Source organism: Limnohabitans sp., from assembly GCF_040400975.1.
Taxonomy (GTDB): domain Bacteria; phylum Pseudomonadota; class Gammaproteobacteria; order Burkholderiales; family Burkholderiaceae_C; genus Limnohabitans_A.
Map to the genome: position 1 here is coordinate 23179 of NZ_JBBAPF010000026.1, position 18079 is coordinate 41257.

Sequence of the window (18079 nt, forward strand, 5' to 3'; positions counted from 1 at the left end):
GTGCTGTGGAATCAGGCCTTGGCCTTTTTCTCAATGGCCGCCTTGACAAAGGCATTGAACAGCGGGTGGCCATCCCATGGCGTGGATTTGAATTCGGGGTGGAACTGCACCCCCACATACCAAGGGTGCACGGTTTGTGGCAGCTCAACGATTTCGGTCAGTTGCTCGCGCTGGGTCAGCGCCGAGATCACCAGACCGGCCTTGCGCAGGGCGTCCAGATAATTCACGTTGGCCTCATACCGGTGGCGGTGGCGCTCGGTGACCACGTCACCATAAATCTGGTGGGCCAAGGTGCCCTTGGCCACGTCGGAGCTTTGCGCGCCCAGACGCATGGTGCCGCCCAGGTCCGAGTTCGCATCACGCACTTGGATGGAGCCGTCGGCGTCTTTCCACTCGTTGATCAAGGCGATCACTGGGAAGGGCGTCTCGGGTTCGAACTCGGTGCTGTTGGCGTCCTTCATGCCCGCCATATGGCGCGCATATTCGATGGTGGCCACTTGCATGCCCAGGCAGATGCCGAGGTAGGGCACTTTGTGGGTCCTGGCGAATTGCGCGGTTGCAATTTTGCCTTCGACACCGCGCTTGCCAAAGCCGCCGGGCACCAGCACGCCGTCGAAGTGGGTCAAGCTGGCCACAGTCTCGGGGGTGATGGTTTCGGAGTCGATGTGTTCGATCTTGACGCGCACATGGTTGCGCATGCCCGCATGGCGCAGCGCTTCGTTGACCGATTTGTAGCTGTCCGACAATTCGACGTATTTGCCCACCATGGCGATCGTGACTTCACCTTTGGGGTGTTCTGTGTCGTGAACCAAGTCATCCCAGCGCTTGAGGTTGGCAGGTTGGGTGTTCAAGCGAAGCTTGTCGCAGATGAGGCCATCGAGGCCCTGTTCGTGCAGCACGCGGGGCACTTTGTAAATGGTGTCCACATCGGGCATGGAGATCACGCCCCAACTTTGCACGTTGGTGAACAGCGAGATTTTGTCGCGCTCATCGTCCGGAATAAAGCGGTCGGCGCGGCACAGCAGCGCATCGGGCTGGATGCCGATTTCGCGCAGTTTTTGCACCGTGTGTTGGGTGGGCTTGGTTTTCAGCTCGCCGGCAGCCGCAATCCATGGCACGTAGGTCAAATGAACAAAGGCCGCGTTGTTCGGCCCCAAGCGCAAACTGAGTTGTCGAACGGCCTCAAGAAAGGGCAGCGATTCAATGTCGCCCACGGTGCCGCCGATCTCGACGATGGCCACATCGACCGCTTCGGGCGTGCCGTAGCCCGCTCCGCGCTTGACGAAGTCCTGGATTTCATTGGTGACGTGGGGGATGACCTGCACGGTTTTGCCCAGGTAGTCGCCACGGCGCTCTTTTTCGAGCACGCTTTTGTAGATTTGGCCGGTGGTGAAATTGTTGGCCTTCTTCATCCGTGTGTTGATGAAGCGTTCGTAGTGGCCCAGGTCCAGGTCGGTTTCTGCGCCGTCGTCGGTCACAAACACCTCGCCATGCTGGATCGGCGACATGGTGCCAGGGTCCACATTCAGGTAGGGGTCGAGTTTGATGAGGGTGACAGACAGACCGCGCGATTCAAGGAGAGCGGCGAGCGATGCGGAGGCGATTCCCTTGCCCAGGGAAGACACCACACCGCCGGTGACGAAGACGAATTTGGTCATGTCCAAGACGGGGGCCAACAGCCCCCGGTAGGTGGAAATCGTGATTATAGACAGTCACTCTGCTACATTCCCCAGCCATGAGCACATTGGCTGGTAAACACATCGTTCTGGGCTTGTCCGGCGGCATCGCGGCCTTCAAGTCGGCTGAACTCTGCCGCGCCTTGGTCAAGGCGGGCGTCACGGTCCAGGTCGTGATGACCGAGGCGGCCGAGCACTTCATGACGGCCGTGACCATGCAAGCCCTGTCGGGTCGGCCTGTTTACACCTCGCAGTGGGATCCGCGCGAGGCCAACAACATGGCGCACATCAACCTGAGCCGCGAAGCCGATGCCATTGTGGTGGCCCCGGCCAGTGCTGATTTCATGTCCAAATTGCTCCACGGCGGTGCCGATGAGTTGCTCAGCCTCATGTGCCTGGCACGGCCCATCGACCAAGTGCCATTGATTGTGGCCCCGGCCATGAACCGGGAAATGTGGTCCAACCCAGCCACCCAGCGCAATGTGGCGCAACTCAAGGCAGACGGCGTGCACGTGCTCGACGTGGGGCAGGGCGATCAGGCTTGTGGTGAAACGGGTGACGGGCGCATGCTGGAAGCCGAAGACATTCTGGAAGAGCTTGAAGCGTTTTTCGCACCCAAAGTGCTGGCGGGCAAATCGTTGCTGGTCACAGCAGGCCCCACTTACGAAGCCATTGATCCGGTGCGCGGCATCACCAACTTGTCGAGTGGCAAGATGGGCTTCGCCATCGCCCGTGCGGCCCGCATGGCGGGGGCGCAAGTGACCTTGATTGCTGGACCGGTGAGCCTGGCCACGCCACTGGGCGTGAAGCGTGTCAATGTGCGGTCTGCCCGCGATATGCTGCTAGCCGTCCAGGCGCATCTGCCCAGCCAAGGCGTATTTGTGGCCACGGCGGCGGTGGCCGACTGGCGACCCGCCAACTCGGCCGACCAAAAAATCAAAAAAGACGGGTCAGGCCAGTCGCCTGAGCTGACCTTTGTTGAAAACCCAGACATTTTGGCCGCCGTGGCCCAGTCGGCTGCGGCACAACAGGGCAAATTGTTTTGCGTCGGCTTTGCCGCAGAAAGCCATGACCTTTTGACCCATGCAACGGCCAAGCGCGAGCGCAAACAGGTGCCCCTGCTGGTGGGCAACATCGGTCCAGCGACCTTCGGGCAAGACGACAACGCCTTGCTCTTGGTGGACGCCCACGGTGCCCGCGAATTGCCGCACGCCAGCAAGCAGGTGCTGGCCATTCAACTCATTGAAGACATAGCCCAGCGTCTGGGCGGAGCACCAACATGACCATGGACATCGACGTCAAGATACTCGATCCGCGCATGGCCGCGCAATTGCCTGCCTATGCCACGTCCGGCAGTGCGGGCCTTGACCTGCGTGCTTGTCTGGACGCGCCATTGACCTTGCTGCCCAACGCCTGGCAGCTGGTGCCTACAGGCATGGCCATTCACCTCAAGGACCCAGGCTACGCGGCCATGTTGCTGCCACGCTCTGGCTTGGGCCACAAGCATGGGATTGTCTTGGGCAATTTGGTCGGTTTGATCGACAGCGATTACCAAGGCCAGCTCATGGTCAGCTGCTGGAACCGCAGCGAAGTGGCGTTCACCATCGAGCCTTTGGAGCGTATCGCGCAAATGGTCATCGTCCCGGTGGTGCAGGCCAAATTCCGAGTGGTGACCGAGTTCGATGCGGCCACCGAACGCGGTGAAGGTGGTTACGGCTCGACAGGCAAAAAATAAGCGCCGGTCAAGGCGCTGTGAAAGAGGTCAGTGCAGGGTAGACCCACTGGGCATGCCTTCATCCCTCACCTCGATTTTGAAAAATCCCGTGCCGCAGCTGCCGCTGCCGACTTCGGCCTCAGTCGGCTCGCGCACCGATTCGACTTTCAGGTGCAAGCGCAGCGCAATGCCCGACAGCGGGTGGTTGCCGTCGAGCACCACATGCTCGGGGTAGATTTCGGTGACGGTGTAGAGCACGTTGCGTGGTGCGTCGGGGTGGCAGCCTTTGGGCAGGGCCGTGCCTTCGATCGTGAGGCCGGGCTCCAAGCCCTCGGGAAAGAGGGCCAGTGGCTCCAGAAACAGCAGGTTTTCATCGAAGTCGCCAAAGGCATCTTCGGGTTCCAGGTGCAGGTCGACCTTTGCACCGCGTTCGTGGCCTTGCAGGGCTTCCTCGATCTTGGGCAACAGGTCTTGGCCGCCGATGAAAAATTCAACGGGCTCGTCCAAGGTGTCCAGAACTTCGCCCAGCGTGTCTTTGAGTGTCCAGGTCAGTGCGACCACAGAAGGTGTCTTGATTTCCATACGACAATTGTCGCAGTTTGGAAGCTTGTTTTTGCTCGCCTTGTCTTTGAGCGAGGTCATTTTGGCACTTGCCACGGGATCCACGATGAACATAGAAAAACCACTGACCCTCCTTGGCGGCCTGAGCCCCAGTCAATTCATGAAGCGCCATTGGCAAAAAAAACCTTTAGTGGTGCGCCAGGCTATCCCGGGTTTTGTGCCCTGCGTGGGCCGTGCCGACTTGGTGGCTCTGGCGGGGCAAGAGGGTGTGGAATCTCGTTTGATCGTGGATTCGCCCAAGGGCTGGAAGATGAAACACGGACCATTTTCCAAGCGCAGCTTGCCGCCTTTTAGCCAAAAGAAGTGGACCTTTTTGGTACAAGGGGTCGATTTGCACGACGACGGCGTGCACGCTTTGTTGCAACAGTTTCGGTTTGTGCCCGATGCCAGATTGGACGATGTGATGGTCAGTTATGCGACCGACGGCGGCGGCGTGGGGCCCCACTTTGACAGTTATGACGTGTTTTTGTTGCAAGCCCATGGCCAGCGCCGCTGGCGCATTGGCCGCAACAAAGACCTGAGTCTGCAGCCGGGCGTGCCGCTCAAGATATTGCAAAACTTTGAAGCCGAAGAGGAGTTCGTGCTCAACCCTGGCGACATGCTGTACCTGCCGCCTAAATATGCGCACGAGGGTGTGGCCGAGGGGGAGTGCATGACCTGGTCGATCGGCTTTCGGGCACCACAAGAGGGCGAATTGGCTCGAGAGTTACTGCTCGGTCTGGCCGATGAGGCCTTTGAAGGTTTGGGTCATACGCTTTACCGTGACCCCAAACAATTGGCCGTGGTGAATGCCGCTGCTATTCCACCGTCTTTGGCATGCTTCGCACGGCAAGTGATCGATAAAGCGCTTCAAAACCCGCGTTTGTTAGACAGTTTGCTGGGCGAGTCGCTGACTGAGCCCAAAGCTCAGATCTGGTTTGAGAGCACAGATGTGGCGGCCGATATGTCTGGCGGTGTGCAACTCGATCGGCGCACCAAAATGATGTACGACGATCAGCATGTCTTCATCAATGGCGAGTCTTTCAAAGTCGGCGGGAAAGATGCGGGTGTTTTGCGAATTTTGGCCGACGATCGCTGCATTTCGGGTGCTCAAGTCAAAAAATTGAGTGCGGATGCACAGGAGGCATTGCTCGATTGGGCTTCCGAGGGTTGGTTGCGTGCACGCTGACACCTGGCATTTGCCGTTGACTTTCGTCCCTTTTGGCCTTGTCGAGCATAGCCCTGCATAAATTAGGGAAAACGCTATAATCTGCGGCTGGGTAAAAAGAGCTCGAGTGCTTTTGACCTGGTTTGGATGGCATCCCCGCCATCCGAGCAATTTCCGGAAATTGTTTTCTCATTCTCACATTAGGAAAATCAAAATGAACAAGTCCCTCGTTCTGACCGCCATCATCGCTGCTGCTGCTTTGTCTGCTTGCGGTAAAAAAGAAGAAGCCGCTGCTCCAGCCGCCCCTGCGCCTGCTGCTGCTCCAGCACCTGTTGCAGCTCCAGCTCCTGCTGATGCTGCTCCTGCTGCAGCGCCAGCCGCCGCTCCTGCAGCCGGTGCACCTGCTGCCGCTCCTGCGGCTGCCCCAGCTGCTCCAGCCGCCAAGTAAAGCGCTCACCTCCCCGGTGCAAACCGGGGTGGCCAACAAAAAACCCCGCATTGCGGGGTTTTTTGTTGGTTGAAGCGATTTCAGCGCAGTTCCGTCGCCAGCAATTTGAGGATGCGATCGGCCTCGCCGGATTGCTCTGGCTGACCGCTGGCATTCAGCACACGGATCAGTGTTTGACCAGTGGCCGAGGCGCTCAGGCTGATCGTGTACTTGGCCAAGACACTTTGCTCTTTTTTGCTGGTGAAGAGTCTGGAGATAAAGCCGGTTTCCTGTTTGCCGCTTTGTGGCGCAACGTAGCGCACAAAGTAGCGTCCAGCAGCCATGTCGCGGTCTTCGACGGTGAATCCACTTCGGTCGAGGGCAACGCCTGTACGGCGCCATGCACGGTCGAGTGCCTCGTTCAGGCTGATGGTAGGTTGACCATCGATCATGCTCACTGGCGTTCCTGCTGCGCCCTTGGGCGTTGCTGCGGCTGCAGTACTGGCTTCTTGGGGGGATGTTCCCAGTTTGACCATCAACCGACGCAAGAACTCAATTTCCAGTTCGGGGTCGCTGGGCCTGGCTTGCCAAATCGTGCGGTCTTTTTGCGCAGTGGCATAGTTTTCTACCATGCCGCGGTGGGTGATGAAAATCTCGACCTCGCCTTTGGCATTGCGCTCAACGCGTGTTCTGTATTTGTCGCGCTCGCCTGTGGAGTAGAGCGAGTCGAGCACCCTGCCCAAGGTTTTGCGAATGAAGTCCTGCGGCAACTTGGCCCTGTTTTCGGCCCAGTCGGTCTCCATGATGCCCAGCTCAGGGGAGTCGGTGGTCAAAGGAAAACCGTTGGCCGTCCAAAATTCGCGCAATGCGGTCCAAACCTGGTCTGCGGGTATGGCCGCTACCAGCCAGCGTTGGTCGCCTTGGCGCTCCATTTTGACTTTGCCCACGGCGTTGGAAGCTGTTCCGGCATCGGCTACTCGGGTGCTGGCGCCTTGAAAGCCTGCTGCTGTGGCCGAGGTGCTTTCAAAAGCAAAACGGGACTCTCTGCGCAGTTGTGTCAGGTCGGGTGGTATCTCCAAGGTAGGTGCTTTTACGGCACTTTTGTAGTCGATCTTGTCTTCCTTCAAGACCGAGCAGGCGCTGAGAGCTGCTGTGATGGTCAATACGGTGACCGTGCGCAGAAAGGGGAATTGGGCCAATGAGGCGATGGTGGCGTTGTTCACAAACATCCTTGGGGTGTATCAGATCAGTCTGCTGGCTTTGAGGGCCGCTTCAACCAGAGGTTGTTGGGATTCAGACAAAACGGTCATGGGCAGTCGCAGCTTGGGGCCGCACAGCCCCATGCGTTGCATGGCCCATTTGACCGGTATGGGGTTGGCTTCAACAAACAGGTTTTTATGCACGGGCAGAAGCTGAAATTGGATACGCATGGCCTCTTGGACCTTGCCTTGGGTGGCTGCGACGCACAGCTCGTGCATCAGACGCGGCGCCACGTTGGCGGTCACGCTGATATTGCCAGCGCCGCCACAGAGCATCAGCGCTACCGCGGTGGCATCGTCGCCCGAAAAAACAGCAAAGTGTTTGGGAACATCACGGATCAGCCACTGTGCGCGTTCAATGTTGCTGGTGGCTTCTTTGATGCCAATGATGCCGGGCACCTGTGCGAGGCGAAGGACGGTGTCATGCTGCAGATCGGCGACGGTGCGACCAGGCACGTTGTAAAGGATCACAGGCAAGCCGGGTACAGCTTCGGCAATCGCCTTGAAGTGTTGGTACAAGCCTTCTTGGGTCGGCTTGTTGTAATAGGGCACCACTTGCAGCTGCGCGTCGGCACCGACTTTCTGGGCAAACTTGGCCAACTCGATGGCTTCTGCTGTGGAGTTCGCACCGCAGCCGGCAATGATGGGGATGCGTTTGGCGGCCTGCTCGACCGAAACTCGGATGATTTCACAGTGTTCTTCCACCGTGACCGTGGGGGATTCGCCCGAGGTTCCTACAACCACGATGGCGTCTGTGCCTTCTGCGATGTGCCAATCGATCAGTTTGCGCAAAGTGGCGTAGTCCACTTGGCCGTCATCGAGCATGGGGGTGATCAAGGCAGGAATGCTGCCATGGATGGGGCGGAAGTCGGTGGTCATGTCAGGCGTTTCTGATCAGGAAAAGAACCCATTCTAACGAGTGCACAGGACCAGGATTCTGGATGAGATGCCCCGGGCTTGGGGTCGCGGGGCTAGACTTGCAAAGCCCTTTGAAGCCGACTTTTCAAGGAAGGCTGAGGAGCCAGCGGGTGCTGTCGGTCAGTGAGGCTGGAAGTACGGCCACGATGCGTTGAACAAATCGATCGGGCGATGGCTCAAAACCATCCTCATAGGCCACGGTGCGTAAACCTGCCGTGGCGCTCAACAGCTCACCAGGCTGTAGCAAAAAATCTGGCCTAGAGGGTTTGCCTACCGTTTCGTTGCCTGCCGCAAAAGTTTCGTACACCAAGACGCCACCCGGTGCGAGGCTTTGCACAATGATAGGCAGCAAAGGGCGCCAAAGGTAATGGGTCACAACGATGGCGCCAAAAGTTTGTCCTATAAAGGGCCAAGGTCCGTGTTCAATGTCGGCACAGGTGACTGTGCCATGCACTTGGGCCAAAGCCAGGGCTTCTGGATTGCGGTCTACGCCGTGGACGGTGTGACCTTGCTCTGCCAGCCAGCGCATGTGGCGGCCAGCGCCGCATGCCACGTCGAGAATGGTGCTGTGGGGAGGAATCAGATGGGCCCAGCGTTGTAGCCAAGCCGAGGGTTTTTCGGTGCCGTGCATGCTGTTGGGTGCTTGAAGTTAAAAACAGGACCACAGCTGTTCGGACAGCATGATGACCACATCGGGTTGGCTATAAAGCCAAAAACACAGACCCAAAGCCAATGCCCCAAGCCCGAGAAGGGTCTGCCGCTTGCTCATGCTGGCAAAGGCGCTTTTCGCGCAATGGGACTCTCGCGCACGGGCAGGTTCACCAAGGCTGCAAAAATACCCAAGGCGATCGCCAAATACCAAACGATGTTGTAGCTTCCAGTCTTGTCATACAGATAGCCGCCCAACCAAACCCCCATGAAAGAGCCAGTTTGGTGGCTGAAGAAGATGAAGCCGCTGAGCATGGACAAGTGGGCGACCCCAAAAATTTGAGCTACTGCAGCATTGGTGGGCGGTATGGTGGAGAGCCACAACAAACCCATCACCGCCGAGAAAAGATAAACGCTGGTGGGGGTGAGTGGGGCCAGCAAGAACAAAACGATGGCCACTGAGCGGGCGGCATAAATAAAAGCCAAGATGTTTTTCTTGGCCATTTTTTGCCCCAAACTGCCCGCAATGTAGGTGCCAAAGACATTGAACAGGCCAATCAGCGCCAGAGCGTAACTGGCCACTTGGGGGGCAAGGCCATGGTCTTTCAAATAGCTGGGCATGTGCACGCCAATAAAAACGACTTGGAAACCACAAACAAAATAACCCGCCATCAACAACTGAAAGCTGGGGTATTTGAAGGCTTCTTTCAGCGCTTGGCCAATAGTCTGGTCACGCTGGATTTGGCCCGGGGCGCTCAGGGCTGGCTCGCGCAGACCCCATGCAAGTGGCACGATCAGCAAGGTCGCTGCTGCCAAAATCACCAAAGCAGTTTGCCAGCCGGCTTGGCTGATGAGCAAGCCTTCGACAGGGACCATTAAAAATTGGCCAAAACTGCCGGCTGCCGCCGCTACGCCCATGGCCCAAGAACGCCGCTCGGTGGGTACGTTGCGGCCAATGACGCCATAAATCACGGCATAGGTGGTGCCCGCTTGGGCTGTGCCAATGATCACGCCGGTGAACAAGGCGAAAACCCAAGGGTCTGTGGCCCAAGCCATGCCCAAAAGACCCACGCTGTAAATCACGGCACCCAATGCAATCACCCTGAAGGCACCGAACTTGTCGGCCACCATGCCTGCAAAAATGCCCATGAAGCCCCAAGACAGGTTTTGAATGGCCATGGCAAAGCCAAATTCTTGACGCCCCCAGCCTTGGGCCTGGGTAATGGGCTGCAACCACAGGCCAAAGCCGTGGCGAATGCCCATGGACAAAGTGACAATGGCGGCGCCGCAGAGCAGCACTTGAGTCAATGAAAGGGGTTTGTGTTGCATCGTGAGACTTTAACCAATACTGCAAAGAACGGGTGTCACTTCGGAACGCTCAGTTGATAGAAGTCACAGATGGCCTGCCATGCGGCTTCGGGGGTGTCTACGTAATGGAATAAATGCAGGTCACTTGGCGAGATCGTGCCTTCTTCGATCAGCACATCCATGTTGACCAGGCTTTTCCAGAACGCCGTGCCAAACAACAAGATGGGCACTGGGCTGGCTTTGCGGGTTTGCACCAAGGTCATGACTTCAAACAATTCGTCCAGCGTGCCAAATCCCCCGGGAAAGGCTACCAAAGCTTTGGCCCGCATCATGAAATGCATTTTTCGCAGGGCAAAGTAGTGGAACTTGAAGCTCAGTTCGGGCGTGACGTAAGGGTTGGGGTTTTGCTCATGGGGCAGGGCGATGTTGAGTGCCACCGAGGGTGCGCCGGCCTCTTGTGCGCCCCGGTTGGCCGCTTCCATGATGCCGGGGCCGCCGCCTGTGCAAATGAAAAGTTGTTCCGCCTTGGGCAGACAAGAGCATGACTGCGCCACCAAATGCGCAAATACACGGGCGTTTTCATAGTGTTCCGCGTTGCGCACCTGGGCCTGGGCTTTGGCGATGTCTTGCGCTTGGCCGCTTTGCTGTGCGATCTGCAGTTGGGCTTGGGCGGCAGCACGATCGACAAATCGGGCACTGCCAAACACCACCACCGTGTGCTCGATGCCCGCTTCGGCTTGGGCCAGGTCGGGTTTGAGCATTTCAAGCTGAAAGCGGATGCCCCGGGTTTCGCGGCGCAGCAAAAACTCGGGGTCGGCAAAGGCCAGGCGGTGCGCCTCGGGCTCCAGCCAGTCGCTGCTTTTGCCCTCAGCCTGCAAGTCGGCCCAAGCATGAGGGAGAGAGGGTTCTTTGAGGTTTTGAGTGCTTTGCATGGATCTGATTGTGCATCGGCCGCAGTACACGCAAACGCCCATGAAAAAAGCCCCTTGCGGGGCTTTCACGGAGGGCTTGATCGGAAGATCAGACGCGCTTGCGGTATTCGCCAGTGCGGGTGTCGATTTCGATCTTGTCGCCCTGGCTCACGAACAAAGGCACGGGCACTTCCATGCCGGTGGCGATCTTGGCAGGCTTGAGCACTTTGCCGGAGGTGTCGCCTTTGACGGCGGGCTCAGTCCAAGTGATCTCGCGCACCACGCTGGTGGGCAACTCAACCGAGATGGCTTTCTCGTTGTAGAACACCACTTCGAGTTCCATGCCGTCTTCGAGGTAGTTCAGGGCGTCGCCCATGTTGGTGGCTTCGACTTCGTACTGGTTGAAATCGGTGTCCATGCAGACGTACATGGGGTCAGCGAAGTAAGAGTAGGTGCACTCTTTTTTGTCCAAAATGACCTGGTCCATCTTGTCATCGGCGCGGAAAACCACTTCGGTGCCGAAGTTGGCGATCAGGCTTTTGAGCTTCATGCGCACGGTGGAGGTGCCACGACCGCCACGCTGGTATTCGGTACGCAGGACGACCATGGGGTCTTTGCCGTGCATGATGACGTTGCCGACGCGGATTTCTTGAGCGGTTTTCATAGGAATTGAGTCTGAAATGAAAGGGGGTGGCTTGCAGCCAAGCCCGCTATTCTAACCTGCGAGGGCCCGGTTTGGGTCTGGAAGCGGGTTCTGCAGTCAATCCCGCGCCGTCAGTCCATGGGCCAGAGCGCCCAGCGCAATGCCGCACAAAGCCCACAAGTCATTGGATGGGTGTGGGTCCTGAGGCCATCTCGATCAACTGGCTGGTCAGGGGTCTTTGTCCAAGCAGTCTCTCGCGTGCGGCTTGAACAGTTCGGTTCCAGCTGCTCAGGCTGCTTGCACTGGGCACAGGCCATTCGCCCTGAGCAAGTCCGTTCCAGATCCGGTGCGCGGCACTCAGGTCCTGTGGCGCTTGCATCCAATCTAAAAACGCCTCCAGCTTGGCGTGGTGCGCGTTGTCGTCCTGGGGATAGATGTGCCAGATGAAGGGTTGCCCTGCCCAGAGCGCCCGAACCAGCGAGTCTTCGCCGCGCACAAAGTTGAGGTCGCAGGCCCAGAGCATCTCGTCGAAGCCGTTTTGCTCGGTGTAGGGCAGGGCGCTCCAACTGGGGTGAACGGGCATGTGGGCCAGCGCTTGTTGAACCGCCGCCAGCGGGCGGCCGGGTGTGACCAGCAGGTGGTGGGGGGTGCCCACCAAATCCGTCAGCAGCAGGGGCAGGGCGGCGGGTTCGTAGCAGAACAGGCTGATCAGCAGGCCGCCAGGGGCCAGGTTCGGGGCGTGTTTTTGGCGCCAACTGGTGCGGTTCAATTGCTGTTGCCGTTCCAGCAAGTCGTTTTCGCGCAGCAGGCCGCCGGTGTCGTGGGTGAAGCCAGGGTAAAGGAATGTTTTGGTCCAGCCCTTGGCCGGGCCGCTCATCACGGGCGAGGGCAGGCCGTGCATGCGGGGCACCCAGTCTTCGGCGCTCAGGTATTCGAGGTTGATCCAGTGGGGTTGCTGTCTGCGCGAGGCGACGGTACGCGCAACAAAGTGGGCCACAAACGCTTCAGGAAGTGTGCAGCCAAAGGCTTCGACCCACACATCTGCCGCAGGCATGGTTTGCAAGCTACCGGTTTGGCTGGCATCGGCCCACGGGCGTATGTCGATGCCTGGCTCCTTGTGGGCGGTGGGCGCCATCCAGGCGAGGGCCGAGGCATCGTCCACCCAAAGGCGCACGCGCTGGCCTGCATCACGCAACTGGCGCGACAGCCGCCAGCAAACGCCCAGGTCACCGTGGTTGTCGATGACGGTGCAGAAGATGTCCCAGAGTTGGCCAGTTTGCATGCGGCGATTGTCGCTGCTGTTTTCACAGACAATAGCCGCCATGTCGAAAGCCTATGATGAAGCACTGCTCGCACAAGTTGCCGCGCTGCCCGCCTTGCCGGGGGTTTACCGCTATTTCGATGCGCAGGGCAACGTGCTTTACGTGGGCAAGGCCAAGCAGCTCAAAAAGCGGGTGTCGAGCTATTTCCAGAAGGACCACGGCGGCACGCGCATTGGCCACATGGTCAGCAAGATCGCTCGCATGGAGACCACGGTGGTGCGCTCCGAGGCCGAGGCGCTGCTGCTCGAAAACAACCTGATCAAGACACTGAGTCCACGTTTCAACATTTTGTTTCGGGACGACAAGACTTACCCTTACCTCAAGCTCACGGGCGACGGCACGCTGTTTTTGAAGTCAGTCAAGGGCGCACCCGAGCCGCAAACATTTCCCCGCGTGGCCTATTACCGGGGTTCGGTTGAAAAAAAGCACCGTTATTTCGGGCCCTTTCCCAGTGCCTGGGCGGTCAAGGAGTCAATACAGCTGCTGCAAAAGGTGTTTCGCCTGCGCACTTGCGAAGACACGGTGTTTGCCAACCGCACCCGGCCTTGCCTGCTGTACCAGATCAAGCGGTGCTCAGGCCCGTGCGTCAACCTCATTACACCCGAGGCATATGCCGACGACGTTCAGCATGCCGAGCGTTTTTTGAAGGGCGAGACCCAAGCGCTGTTGCAAGAGATGGAGGCGCGGATGATGGCGCACGCTGAGCGCTTGGCCTTTGAGCAAGCGGCCGAGGTTCGCAACCAAATGACGGCTTTGTCTCGGGTGCTGCACCAGCAGTCGGTGGACACCGGCACCGACACCGATGTGGACATACTCGCCGTGCGGGTGCAGGGCGGACGCGCTTGCGTGAACCTGGCCATGGTGCGCGGCGGGCGGCATTTGGGCGATCGGGCTTATTTTCCGGCGCATGTGGAAGATGCCCATGCCTTGCAGGCCATGGATGATGACGAACAGCCCCAAGTGTCCGTGGAGCAGCAGGTGCTCGAAGCCTTTTTGGCGCAGCATTACATCGGCATTCCGGTGCCGGCTGCGCTGATCACCAGCGTGGCGGTGGAAAAAACCTTGCTGGCGGCCTTGTCGCAACAAGCGGGTTACCAAATCGCTGCTGTGCACAACCCGCGCGAGCAGCGTCGGGTGTGGTTGGAGATGAGCGAGAAAAACGCTGACATTAAACTGGCCCGCTTGCTGGCCGAGGAGGGCTCGCAACAGGCCCGCACGCGTGCGCTGGCCGATGCGCTGGATCTGGCCCCGGATGATCTGGACGCTTTGCATGTGGAGTGTTTTGACATTTCGCACACGGCGGGTGAGAACACCCAAGCTTCTTGTGTGGTGTTTCGTCAGCACAAGATGCAAAGCAGCGAATACCGCCGCTACAACATCGAGGGGATCACGCCGGGTGACGATTACGCGGCCATGCGCCAGGTGTTGATGCGCCGCTATGGCAAATTGGCCGAGGCTCTGCGTTCGGGTGAGGGAACTGCACGGCTGCCGGACTTGGTGCTGATCGACGGTGGCAAAGGGCAGGTGAGCATGGCCCGCGAAGTTTTCAGCGACCTGGGGCTGGACTTGTCGCGCATCGTGGGCGTGGAAAAGGGAGAGGGGCGCAAGGTGGGGCTGGAAGAGCTGGTGTTTGCCGACGGCCGCGAGAAGGTTTACCTGGGCAAAGACTCGGCCGCGCTGATGTTGGTGGCCCAAATTCGCGATGAGGCACACCGTTTTGCCATCACTGGCATGCGCGCGCAGCGCGCCAAGGTGCGCATGGGCGGCAGCAAGATCGAAGAGATTCCGGGCATTGGGCCGCGCAAACGGGCGCGGCTGTTGCAGCGATTTGGTGGCGTGCGCGGGGTCGAAGCGGCCAGTGTTGAAGACTTGGCCGGGGTGGAAGGCATCTCTTATGAGCTGGCCGAAAGCATTTACAACGCCTTGCACTGAAGCTTGAAATTTTGTCATCGGGCCTTAGTCCGGGCGTGCCACAATCAAGGCCATGTTTTTCACGATTCCCACGCTCATGACTTGGTCGCGCATCGTCGCGATTCCATTGATCATTGGCGTGTATTACCTGGACAGCCTGAAGGTCGAGACGCAAAACCTGATGGCCACGGTCATGTTTGTCTTGTTTGCCTGGACAGACTGGCTGGACGGGTTTTTGGCCCGCAAGCTCAACCAAACCTCGGCCTTTGGGGCTTTTTTGGACCCAGTGGCCGACAAGTTTCTGGTCTGTGCGGCTTTGCTGATCTTGGTGCACATGAACCGGGTGCATGTGCTGATCGCCTTGGTCATCATTGGCCGCGAAATCGCCATTTCTTCTTTGCGCGAGTGGATGGCCCAAATCGGCGCGGGCAAGAGCGTGGCGGTGCACATGGTGGGCAAGCTCAAAACCACGGTGCAGATGGTGGCCATTCCGTTCTTACTGTATGACGGGGTGTTGTTCGGTGTCATGGATACCCGCGATTGGGGTGCGGTACTGATTCTGCTGGCGGCCATTCTGACCATTTGGTCCATGGTTTATTACATGCAAAAAGCCTTGCCTGAGATACGAGCCCGCGTGAAATGACCCTCGCAGGCACTTCGGGCGCTTGGGTTAAAGCGATGCCCTTGGTGTTTGTGCTGATCTGGAGCACCGGTTTCATCGTGGCCCGCTACGGCATGCCCCACTCCCCGCCATTTTCCTTTTTACTGCTGCGATATGTCCTTTCTATGGCCTGCTTTTTGCCTTGGATTGTGTGGGCCAAAGTGCCATGGCCCCAGACGCGACAGCAGTGGTTCCACCTGTCGGTGACTGGAATATTGGTGCACGCTTTTTACTTGGGTGGCGTTTGGGCGGCCGTCAAGGCGGGCATGGGCTCTGGACTTTCTTCGCTGGTGGTCGGTATTCAGCCGGTGCTGACGGCTGTTTGGTTGTCCTGGATGTCCAAAGCTGCCCCAGCGGCTGACAGGGCCTCACTTGCCGTGACGTCTCGTCAATGGTTGGGATTGCTGCTGGGTTTCGTCGGTTTGTTGATGGTGGTCTGGCGCAAACTCACTATGCCCAGCCCCATGGACCATGTGACGACTGCCAACATGCTGTTCGCTCTGGGCGCTTTGCTGGCCATCACGGTGGGCACGCTTTACCAAAAACGTTTTGTTCAACCCTGTGATGTGCGCAGTGCCAACACAGTCCAGCTCATGGCGGCTGCGGTGGTCACGCTGCCGCTGGCGCTGCTAGAGCCCGAGGCCATGCGTTGGAATGATCAGTTGCTTGGGGCCTTGGCATGGTCGGTTCTGGGCTTGACTTTGGGGGGCAGTTCACTCTTTTACATTTTGATCCAGCGCGGCGCAGCGGCGGTGGTGACCAGTTTGCTGTATTTGGTCCCGCCCACCACGGCGGTGATGGCCTGGATGCTGTTTGGTGAAAGCATCACCGCCATGACCTTGGCGGGAACGGCACTCACGGCCTTGGGTGTGGGCTTGGTTGTCCGGTCACCTCGGTGAATGCATCGCCATTCACTTGTCTGTATTCTCTGTATTTTTAAAAAGGAAATACCCCATGACCCGACACCGTATTGCCGTGATTCCCGGGGACGGCATTGGCAAAGAAGTCATGCCTGAAGGCCTGCGCGTGATGGACACTGCAGCTCGCAAGTTCGGCATCGATTTGCAGTTTGACCATTTCGATTTTTCCAGCTGGGACTATTTTGAAAAGCATGGACAGATGCTGCCCGACAACTGGAAAGACCAGATTGGTGGCCACGATGCGCTTTATTTTGGCGCAGTTGGATGGCCCGACAAGATTGCTGACCACGTTTCTTTATGGGGTTCATTGCTGCTCTTTCGCCGAGAGTTTGACCAGTACATCAATTTGCGCCCAGCCCGCTTGATGCCCGGCATCATCGCGCCCGTGGTGCGACGCGATGGCAGCGCCCGTCAACCCGGCGAGATCGACATGTACATCGTGCGTGAAAACACCGAGGGCGAGTACTCCAGTATCGGTGGACGCATGTTCCCCGGTACCGAGCGAGAAATCGTGATGCAAGAGACTGTCATGTCCCGCATCGGTGTCGACCGAGTACTCAAATTTGCATTTGAATTGGCGCAGTCGCGCCCCAAGCAACACTTGACCAGCGCCACCAAGTCCAACGGCATCGCCATCACCATGCCCTATTGGGATGAGCGCGTGGCTGAAATGGCCAAGGCCTACCCGGGTGTGAGTGTCGACAAATTCCACATCGACATCCTCACCGCCCATTTTGTTCAGCGACCAGATTTTTTTGATGTCGTAGTCGCCAGCAATTTGTTCGGTGACATCTTGAGTGATTTAGGTCCTGCATGCACGGGCACCATTGGCATTGCGCCCAGTGCCAACCTCAACCCCGACCGCAAGTTCCCCTCTTTGTTTGAGCCTGTGCATGGTTCAGCCCCGGACATCGCGGGCAAAGGGGTGGCCAACCCGATCGGACAAATTTGGTGTGGCGCCATGATGCTGGAGTTTCTGGGTTACAAGGCCGCCCACGACGCGGTCTTAGGCGCCATTGAAAAAGTTCTGGCGGCAGGTCAGCATGCCCCCCGCACCCCAGATTTGGGCGGTCAAGCCAGCACTTCTGACGTGGGGCGCGCGATTTGTGAGGCTTTGTGAGTCTTCATCCAGCGCTGTTGCTCTCTTGCATCAAAAAAACTGCGACAGCGTATACGTGGCTTGATTTTCAAGGCTAGAATTCCCACCTTATTTGGTCCACCTGCCATTCAATGATCCACTCACAAGGTGGAAATTTGAACTCGGTGCACCAGTTGCTGAAGTGAAGTGCGCCGTTATGGTTTTTCCATGGAGGTTGCCATTTACAACCACGCCGTGTTGCACGGTCTTAACATCCAGAGGTTTTTTGTGAACAAAACTGAATTGATCGAACACATCGCCAAGCATGCCGATTTGTCCAAGGCTGCCGCTGGTCGCGCACTCGAAGCCACGATGGGCGCTGTCCGTACCACCCTGAAAAAAGGCGGCACGGTTTCTTTGGTGGGGTTTGGTACCTTCGCAGTGGGCAAGCGTGCCGCACGCACAGGCCGCAACCCACGCACTGGCGCTGCGATTAAAATCAAAAAAGCCAATGTGCCAAAGTTCCGTCCAGGCAAGGGTCTGAAGGACGCTTTGAACTGATAGACATTTGAGGGGGTGCTTAGCTCAGTTGGTAGAGCGGCTCCTTTACACGGAGTAGGTCGGCGGTTCGAGACCGTCAGCACCCACCACCTCATGAACAAAGGCGAACCCGTGGTTCGCCTTTTTTATTGATCAACCGAGACTTTGAATATGTTTGACGCCATTCGAAACAAATCCAGGATCCTGATGGGCGTGCTGGTCCTGCTGATCATTCCTTCATTTGTTTTATTTGGTGTTGAAGGCTACAACAACCGGGATGATCGCGGCGCCGTTGTCGCCCAAATCGGTGACTTGGAAATTACCCAGCAGCAATGGGATGCCATGCATCAACAAGAGGTGGACAAAATCCGTGCC

At 58.0% G+C, this 18079-nt stretch carries 19 protein-coding genes and 1 tRNA gene; 11 read left to right on the forward strand and 9 right to left on the reverse strand.

Translation table 11 applies throughout. The features are described from left to right. Positions 1-11 precede the first annotated feature (11 nt). On the reverse strand, positions 12-1658 hold the full coding sequence (gene pyrG, locus ABWQ00_RS13220) for a CTP synthase (protein ID WP_353239142.1): 1647 nt from the start codon (positions 1656-1658) through the stop codon (positions 12-14). A gap of 77 nt (positions 1659-1735) precedes the next feature. Here pyrG and coaBC point away from each other — a divergent pair, with 77 nt between their 5' ends. Further along, a complete protein-coding gene (coaBC, locus tag ABWQ00_RS13225) occupies positions 1736-2959 on the forward strand; it encodes a bifunctional phosphopantothenoylcysteine decarboxylase/phosphopantothenate--cysteine ligase CoaBC (RefSeq protein WP_353239143.1) in 1224 nt (407 codons plus the stop codon). Positions 2960-2961: 2 nt separating this feature from the next. After that, positions 2962-3411, forward strand: coding sequence for a dUTP diphosphatase (gene dut, locus ABWQ00_RS13230; protein WP_353239159.1), 450 nt, complete (start codon positions 2962-2964; stop codon positions 3409-3411). 27 nt (positions 3412-3438) lie between these two features. On the opposite strand, the gene ABWQ00_RS13235 is transcribed toward dut, so the two are convergent. Next, positions 3439-3972 carry an FKBP-type peptidyl-prolyl cis-trans isomerase gene (locus ABWQ00_RS13235; protein ID WP_353239144.1) on the reverse strand — a complete coding sequence of 178 codons (534 nt, stop codon included), beginning with the start codon at positions 3970-3972 and terminating at the stop codon, positions 3439-3441. An 85-nt stretch (positions 3973-4057) separates the two neighbouring features. Between ABWQ00_RS13235 and ABWQ00_RS13240 the strand changes: the two genes are divergently transcribed. Further along, a complete protein-coding gene (locus tag ABWQ00_RS13240) occupies positions 4058-5179 on the forward strand; it encodes a JmjC domain-containing protein (RefSeq protein ID WP_353239145.1) in 1122 nt (373 codons plus the stop codon). A 193-nt stretch (positions 5180-5372) separates the two neighbouring features. Next, complete coding sequence (locus ABWQ00_RS16330; RefSeq protein WP_502908136.1) at positions 5373-5606, forward strand: hypothetical protein; 234 nt, start codon at positions 5373-5375, stop codon at positions 5604-5606. An 80-nt stretch (positions 5607-5686) separates the two neighbouring features. Here ABWQ00_RS16330 and bamC read toward each other — a convergent pair whose 3' ends face one another. The 7 genes from bamC to earP all read right to left on the reverse strand — a co-directional run bounded on the left by bamC (position 5687) and on the right by earP (position 12596). Next, positions 5687-6814, reverse strand: coding sequence for an NlpB/DapX family lipoprotein (gene bamC, locus ABWQ00_RS13250; protein ID WP_353239146.1), 1128 nt, complete (start codon positions 6812-6814; stop codon positions 5687-5689). A gap of 12 nt (positions 6815-6826) precedes the next feature. Further along, entirely contained in the window at positions 6827-7723 is an 897-nt protein-coding gene (dapA, locus tag ABWQ00_RS13255; protein WP_353239147.1) for a 4-hydroxy-tetrahydrodipicolinate synthase, read from the reverse strand. A 124-nt stretch (positions 7724-7847) separates the two neighbouring features. Next, positions 7848-8393, reverse strand: coding sequence for a class I SAM-dependent methyltransferase (locus tag ABWQ00_RS13260; RefSeq protein ID WP_353239148.1), 546 nt, complete (start codon positions 8391-8393; stop codon positions 7848-7850). 134 nt (positions 8394-8527) lie between these two features. Beyond that, a complete protein-coding gene (locus tag ABWQ00_RS13265) occupies positions 8528-9739 on the reverse strand; it encodes an MFS transporter (protein ID WP_353239149.1) in 1212 nt (403 codons plus the stop codon). A 35-nt stretch (positions 9740-9774) separates the two neighbouring features. Beyond that, a complete protein-coding gene (locus ABWQ00_RS13270; protein WP_353239150.1) occupies positions 9775-10650 on the reverse strand; it encodes an LOG family protein in 876 nt (291 codons plus the stop codon). 88 nt (positions 10651-10738) lie between these two features. Further along, on the reverse strand, positions 10739-11293 hold the full coding sequence (gene efp / locus ABWQ00_RS13275) for an elongation factor P (RefSeq protein WP_353239151.1): 555 nt from the start codon (positions 11291-11293) through the stop codon (positions 10739-10741). Positions 11294-11453: 160 nt separating this feature from the next. After that, a complete protein-coding gene (gene earP / locus ABWQ00_RS13280) occupies positions 11454-12596 on the reverse strand; it encodes an elongation factor P maturation arginine rhamnosyltransferase EarP (RefSeq protein WP_353239152.1) in 1143 nt (380 codons plus the stop codon). Between earP and uvrC the strand changes: the two genes are divergently transcribed. The 7 genes from uvrC to ABWQ00_RS13315 all read left to right on the forward strand — a co-directional run. After that, complete coding sequence (uvrC, locus tag ABWQ00_RS13285) at positions 12595-14526, forward strand: excinuclease ABC subunit UvrC (protein ID WP_353239153.1); 1932 nt, start codon at positions 12595-12597, stop codon at positions 14524-14526. The genes earP and uvrC overlap by 2 nt on opposite strands. Before the next feature lie 52 nt (positions 14527-14578). Then, positions 14579-15148 carry a CDP-diacylglycerol--glycerol-3-phosphate 3-phosphatidyltransferase gene (gene pgsA, locus ABWQ00_RS13290; RefSeq protein WP_353239154.1) on the forward strand — a complete coding sequence of 190 codons (570 nt, stop codon included), beginning with the start codon at positions 14579-14581 and terminating at the stop codon, positions 15146-15148. Then, on the forward strand, positions 15145-16065 hold the full coding sequence (locus ABWQ00_RS13295) for a DMT family transporter (RefSeq protein ID WP_353239155.1): 921 nt from the start codon (positions 15145-15147) through the stop codon (positions 16063-16065). Before pgsA ends, ABWQ00_RS13295 begins: the two co-directional genes overlap by 4 nt. Before the next feature lie 55 nt (positions 16066-16120). Continuing rightward, on the forward strand, positions 16121-17206 hold the full coding sequence (locus tag ABWQ00_RS13300; protein WP_353239156.1) for a tartrate dehydrogenase: 1086 nt from the start codon (positions 16121-16123) through the stop codon (positions 17204-17206). A 246-nt stretch (positions 17207-17452) separates the two neighbouring features. After that, a complete protein-coding gene (locus ABWQ00_RS13305) occupies positions 17453-17725 on the forward strand; it encodes an HU family DNA-binding protein (RefSeq protein ID WP_019428312.1) in 273 nt (90 codons plus the stop codon). Between the two features lie 13 nt (positions 17726-17738). Continuing rightward, positions 17739-17814: transfer RNA gene (locus tag ABWQ00_RS13310), tRNA-Val, on the forward strand. A 61-nt stretch (positions 17815-17875) separates the two neighbouring features. Beyond that, positions 17876-18079, forward strand: a 204-nt coding sequence (locus ABWQ00_RS13315) for a SurA N-terminal domain-containing protein (protein ID WP_353239157.1), incomplete at its 3' end; no start/stop codon positions are given.

Excerpts from the sequence above, each read along its gene's own strand:
- pyrG (WP_353239142.1), bottom strand. The coding sequence starts at position 1,658 with ATGACCAAATTCGTCTTCGTCACCGGCGGTGTGGTGTCTTCCCTGGGC.
- coaBC (WP_353239143.1), top strand. The coding sequence starts at position 1,736 with ATGAGCACATTGGCTGGTAAACACATCGTTCTGGGCTTGTCCGGCGGC.
- dut (WP_353239159.1), top strand. The coding sequence starts at position 2,962 with ATGGACATCGACGTCAAGATACTCGATCCGCGCATGGCCGCGCAATTG.
- ABWQ00_RS13235 (WP_353239144.1), bottom strand. The coding sequence starts at position 3,972 with ATGGAAATCAAGACACCTTCTGTGGTCGCACTGACCTGGACACTCAAA.
- ABWQ00_RS13240 (WP_353239145.1), top strand. The coding sequence starts at position 4,058 with ATGAACATAGAAAAACCACTGACCCTCCTTGGCGGCCTGAGCCCCAGT.
- ABWQ00_RS16330 (WP_502908136.1), top strand. The coding sequence starts at position 5,373 with ATGAACAAGTCCCTCGTTCTGACCGCCATCATCGCTGCTGCTGCTTTG.
- bamC (WP_353239146.1), bottom strand. The coding sequence starts at position 6,814 with ATGTTTGTGAACAACGCCACCATCGCCTCATTGGCCCAATTCCCCTTT.
- dapA (WP_353239147.1), bottom strand. The coding sequence starts at position 7,723 with ATGACCACCGACTTCCGCCCCATCCATGGCAGCATTCCTGCCTTGATC.
- ABWQ00_RS13260 (WP_353239148.1), bottom strand. The coding sequence starts at position 8,393 with ATGCACGGCACCGAAAAACCCTCGGCTTGGCTACAACGCTGGGCCCAT.
- ABWQ00_RS13265 (WP_353239149.1), bottom strand. The coding sequence starts at position 9,739 with ATGCAACACAAACCCCTTTCATTGACTCAAGTGCTGCTCTGCGGCGCC.
- ABWQ00_RS13270 (WP_353239150.1), bottom strand. The coding sequence starts at position 10,650 with ATGCAAAGCACTCAAAACCTCAAAGAACCCTCTCTCCCTCATGCTTGG.
- efp (WP_353239151.1), bottom strand. The coding sequence starts at position 11,293 with ATGAAAACCGCTCAAGAAATCCGCGTCGGCAACGTCATCATGCACGGC.
- uvrC (WP_353239153.1), top strand. The coding sequence starts at position 12,595 with ATGTCGAAAGCCTATGATGAAGCACTGCTCGCACAAGTTGCCGCGCTG.
- earP (WP_353239152.1), bottom strand. The coding sequence starts at position 12,596 with ATGGCGGCTATTGTCTGTGAAAACAGCAGCGACAATCGCCGCATGCAA.
- pgsA (WP_353239154.1), top strand. The coding sequence starts at position 14,579 with ATGTTTTTCACGATTCCCACGCTCATGACTTGGTCGCGCATCGTCGCG.
- ABWQ00_RS13295 (WP_353239155.1), top strand. The coding sequence starts at position 15,145 with ATGACCCTCGCAGGCACTTCGGGCGCTTGGGTTAAAGCGATGCCCTTG.
- ABWQ00_RS13300 (WP_353239156.1), top strand. The coding sequence starts at position 16,121 with ATGACCCGACACCGTATTGCCGTGATTCCCGGGGACGGCATTGGCAAA.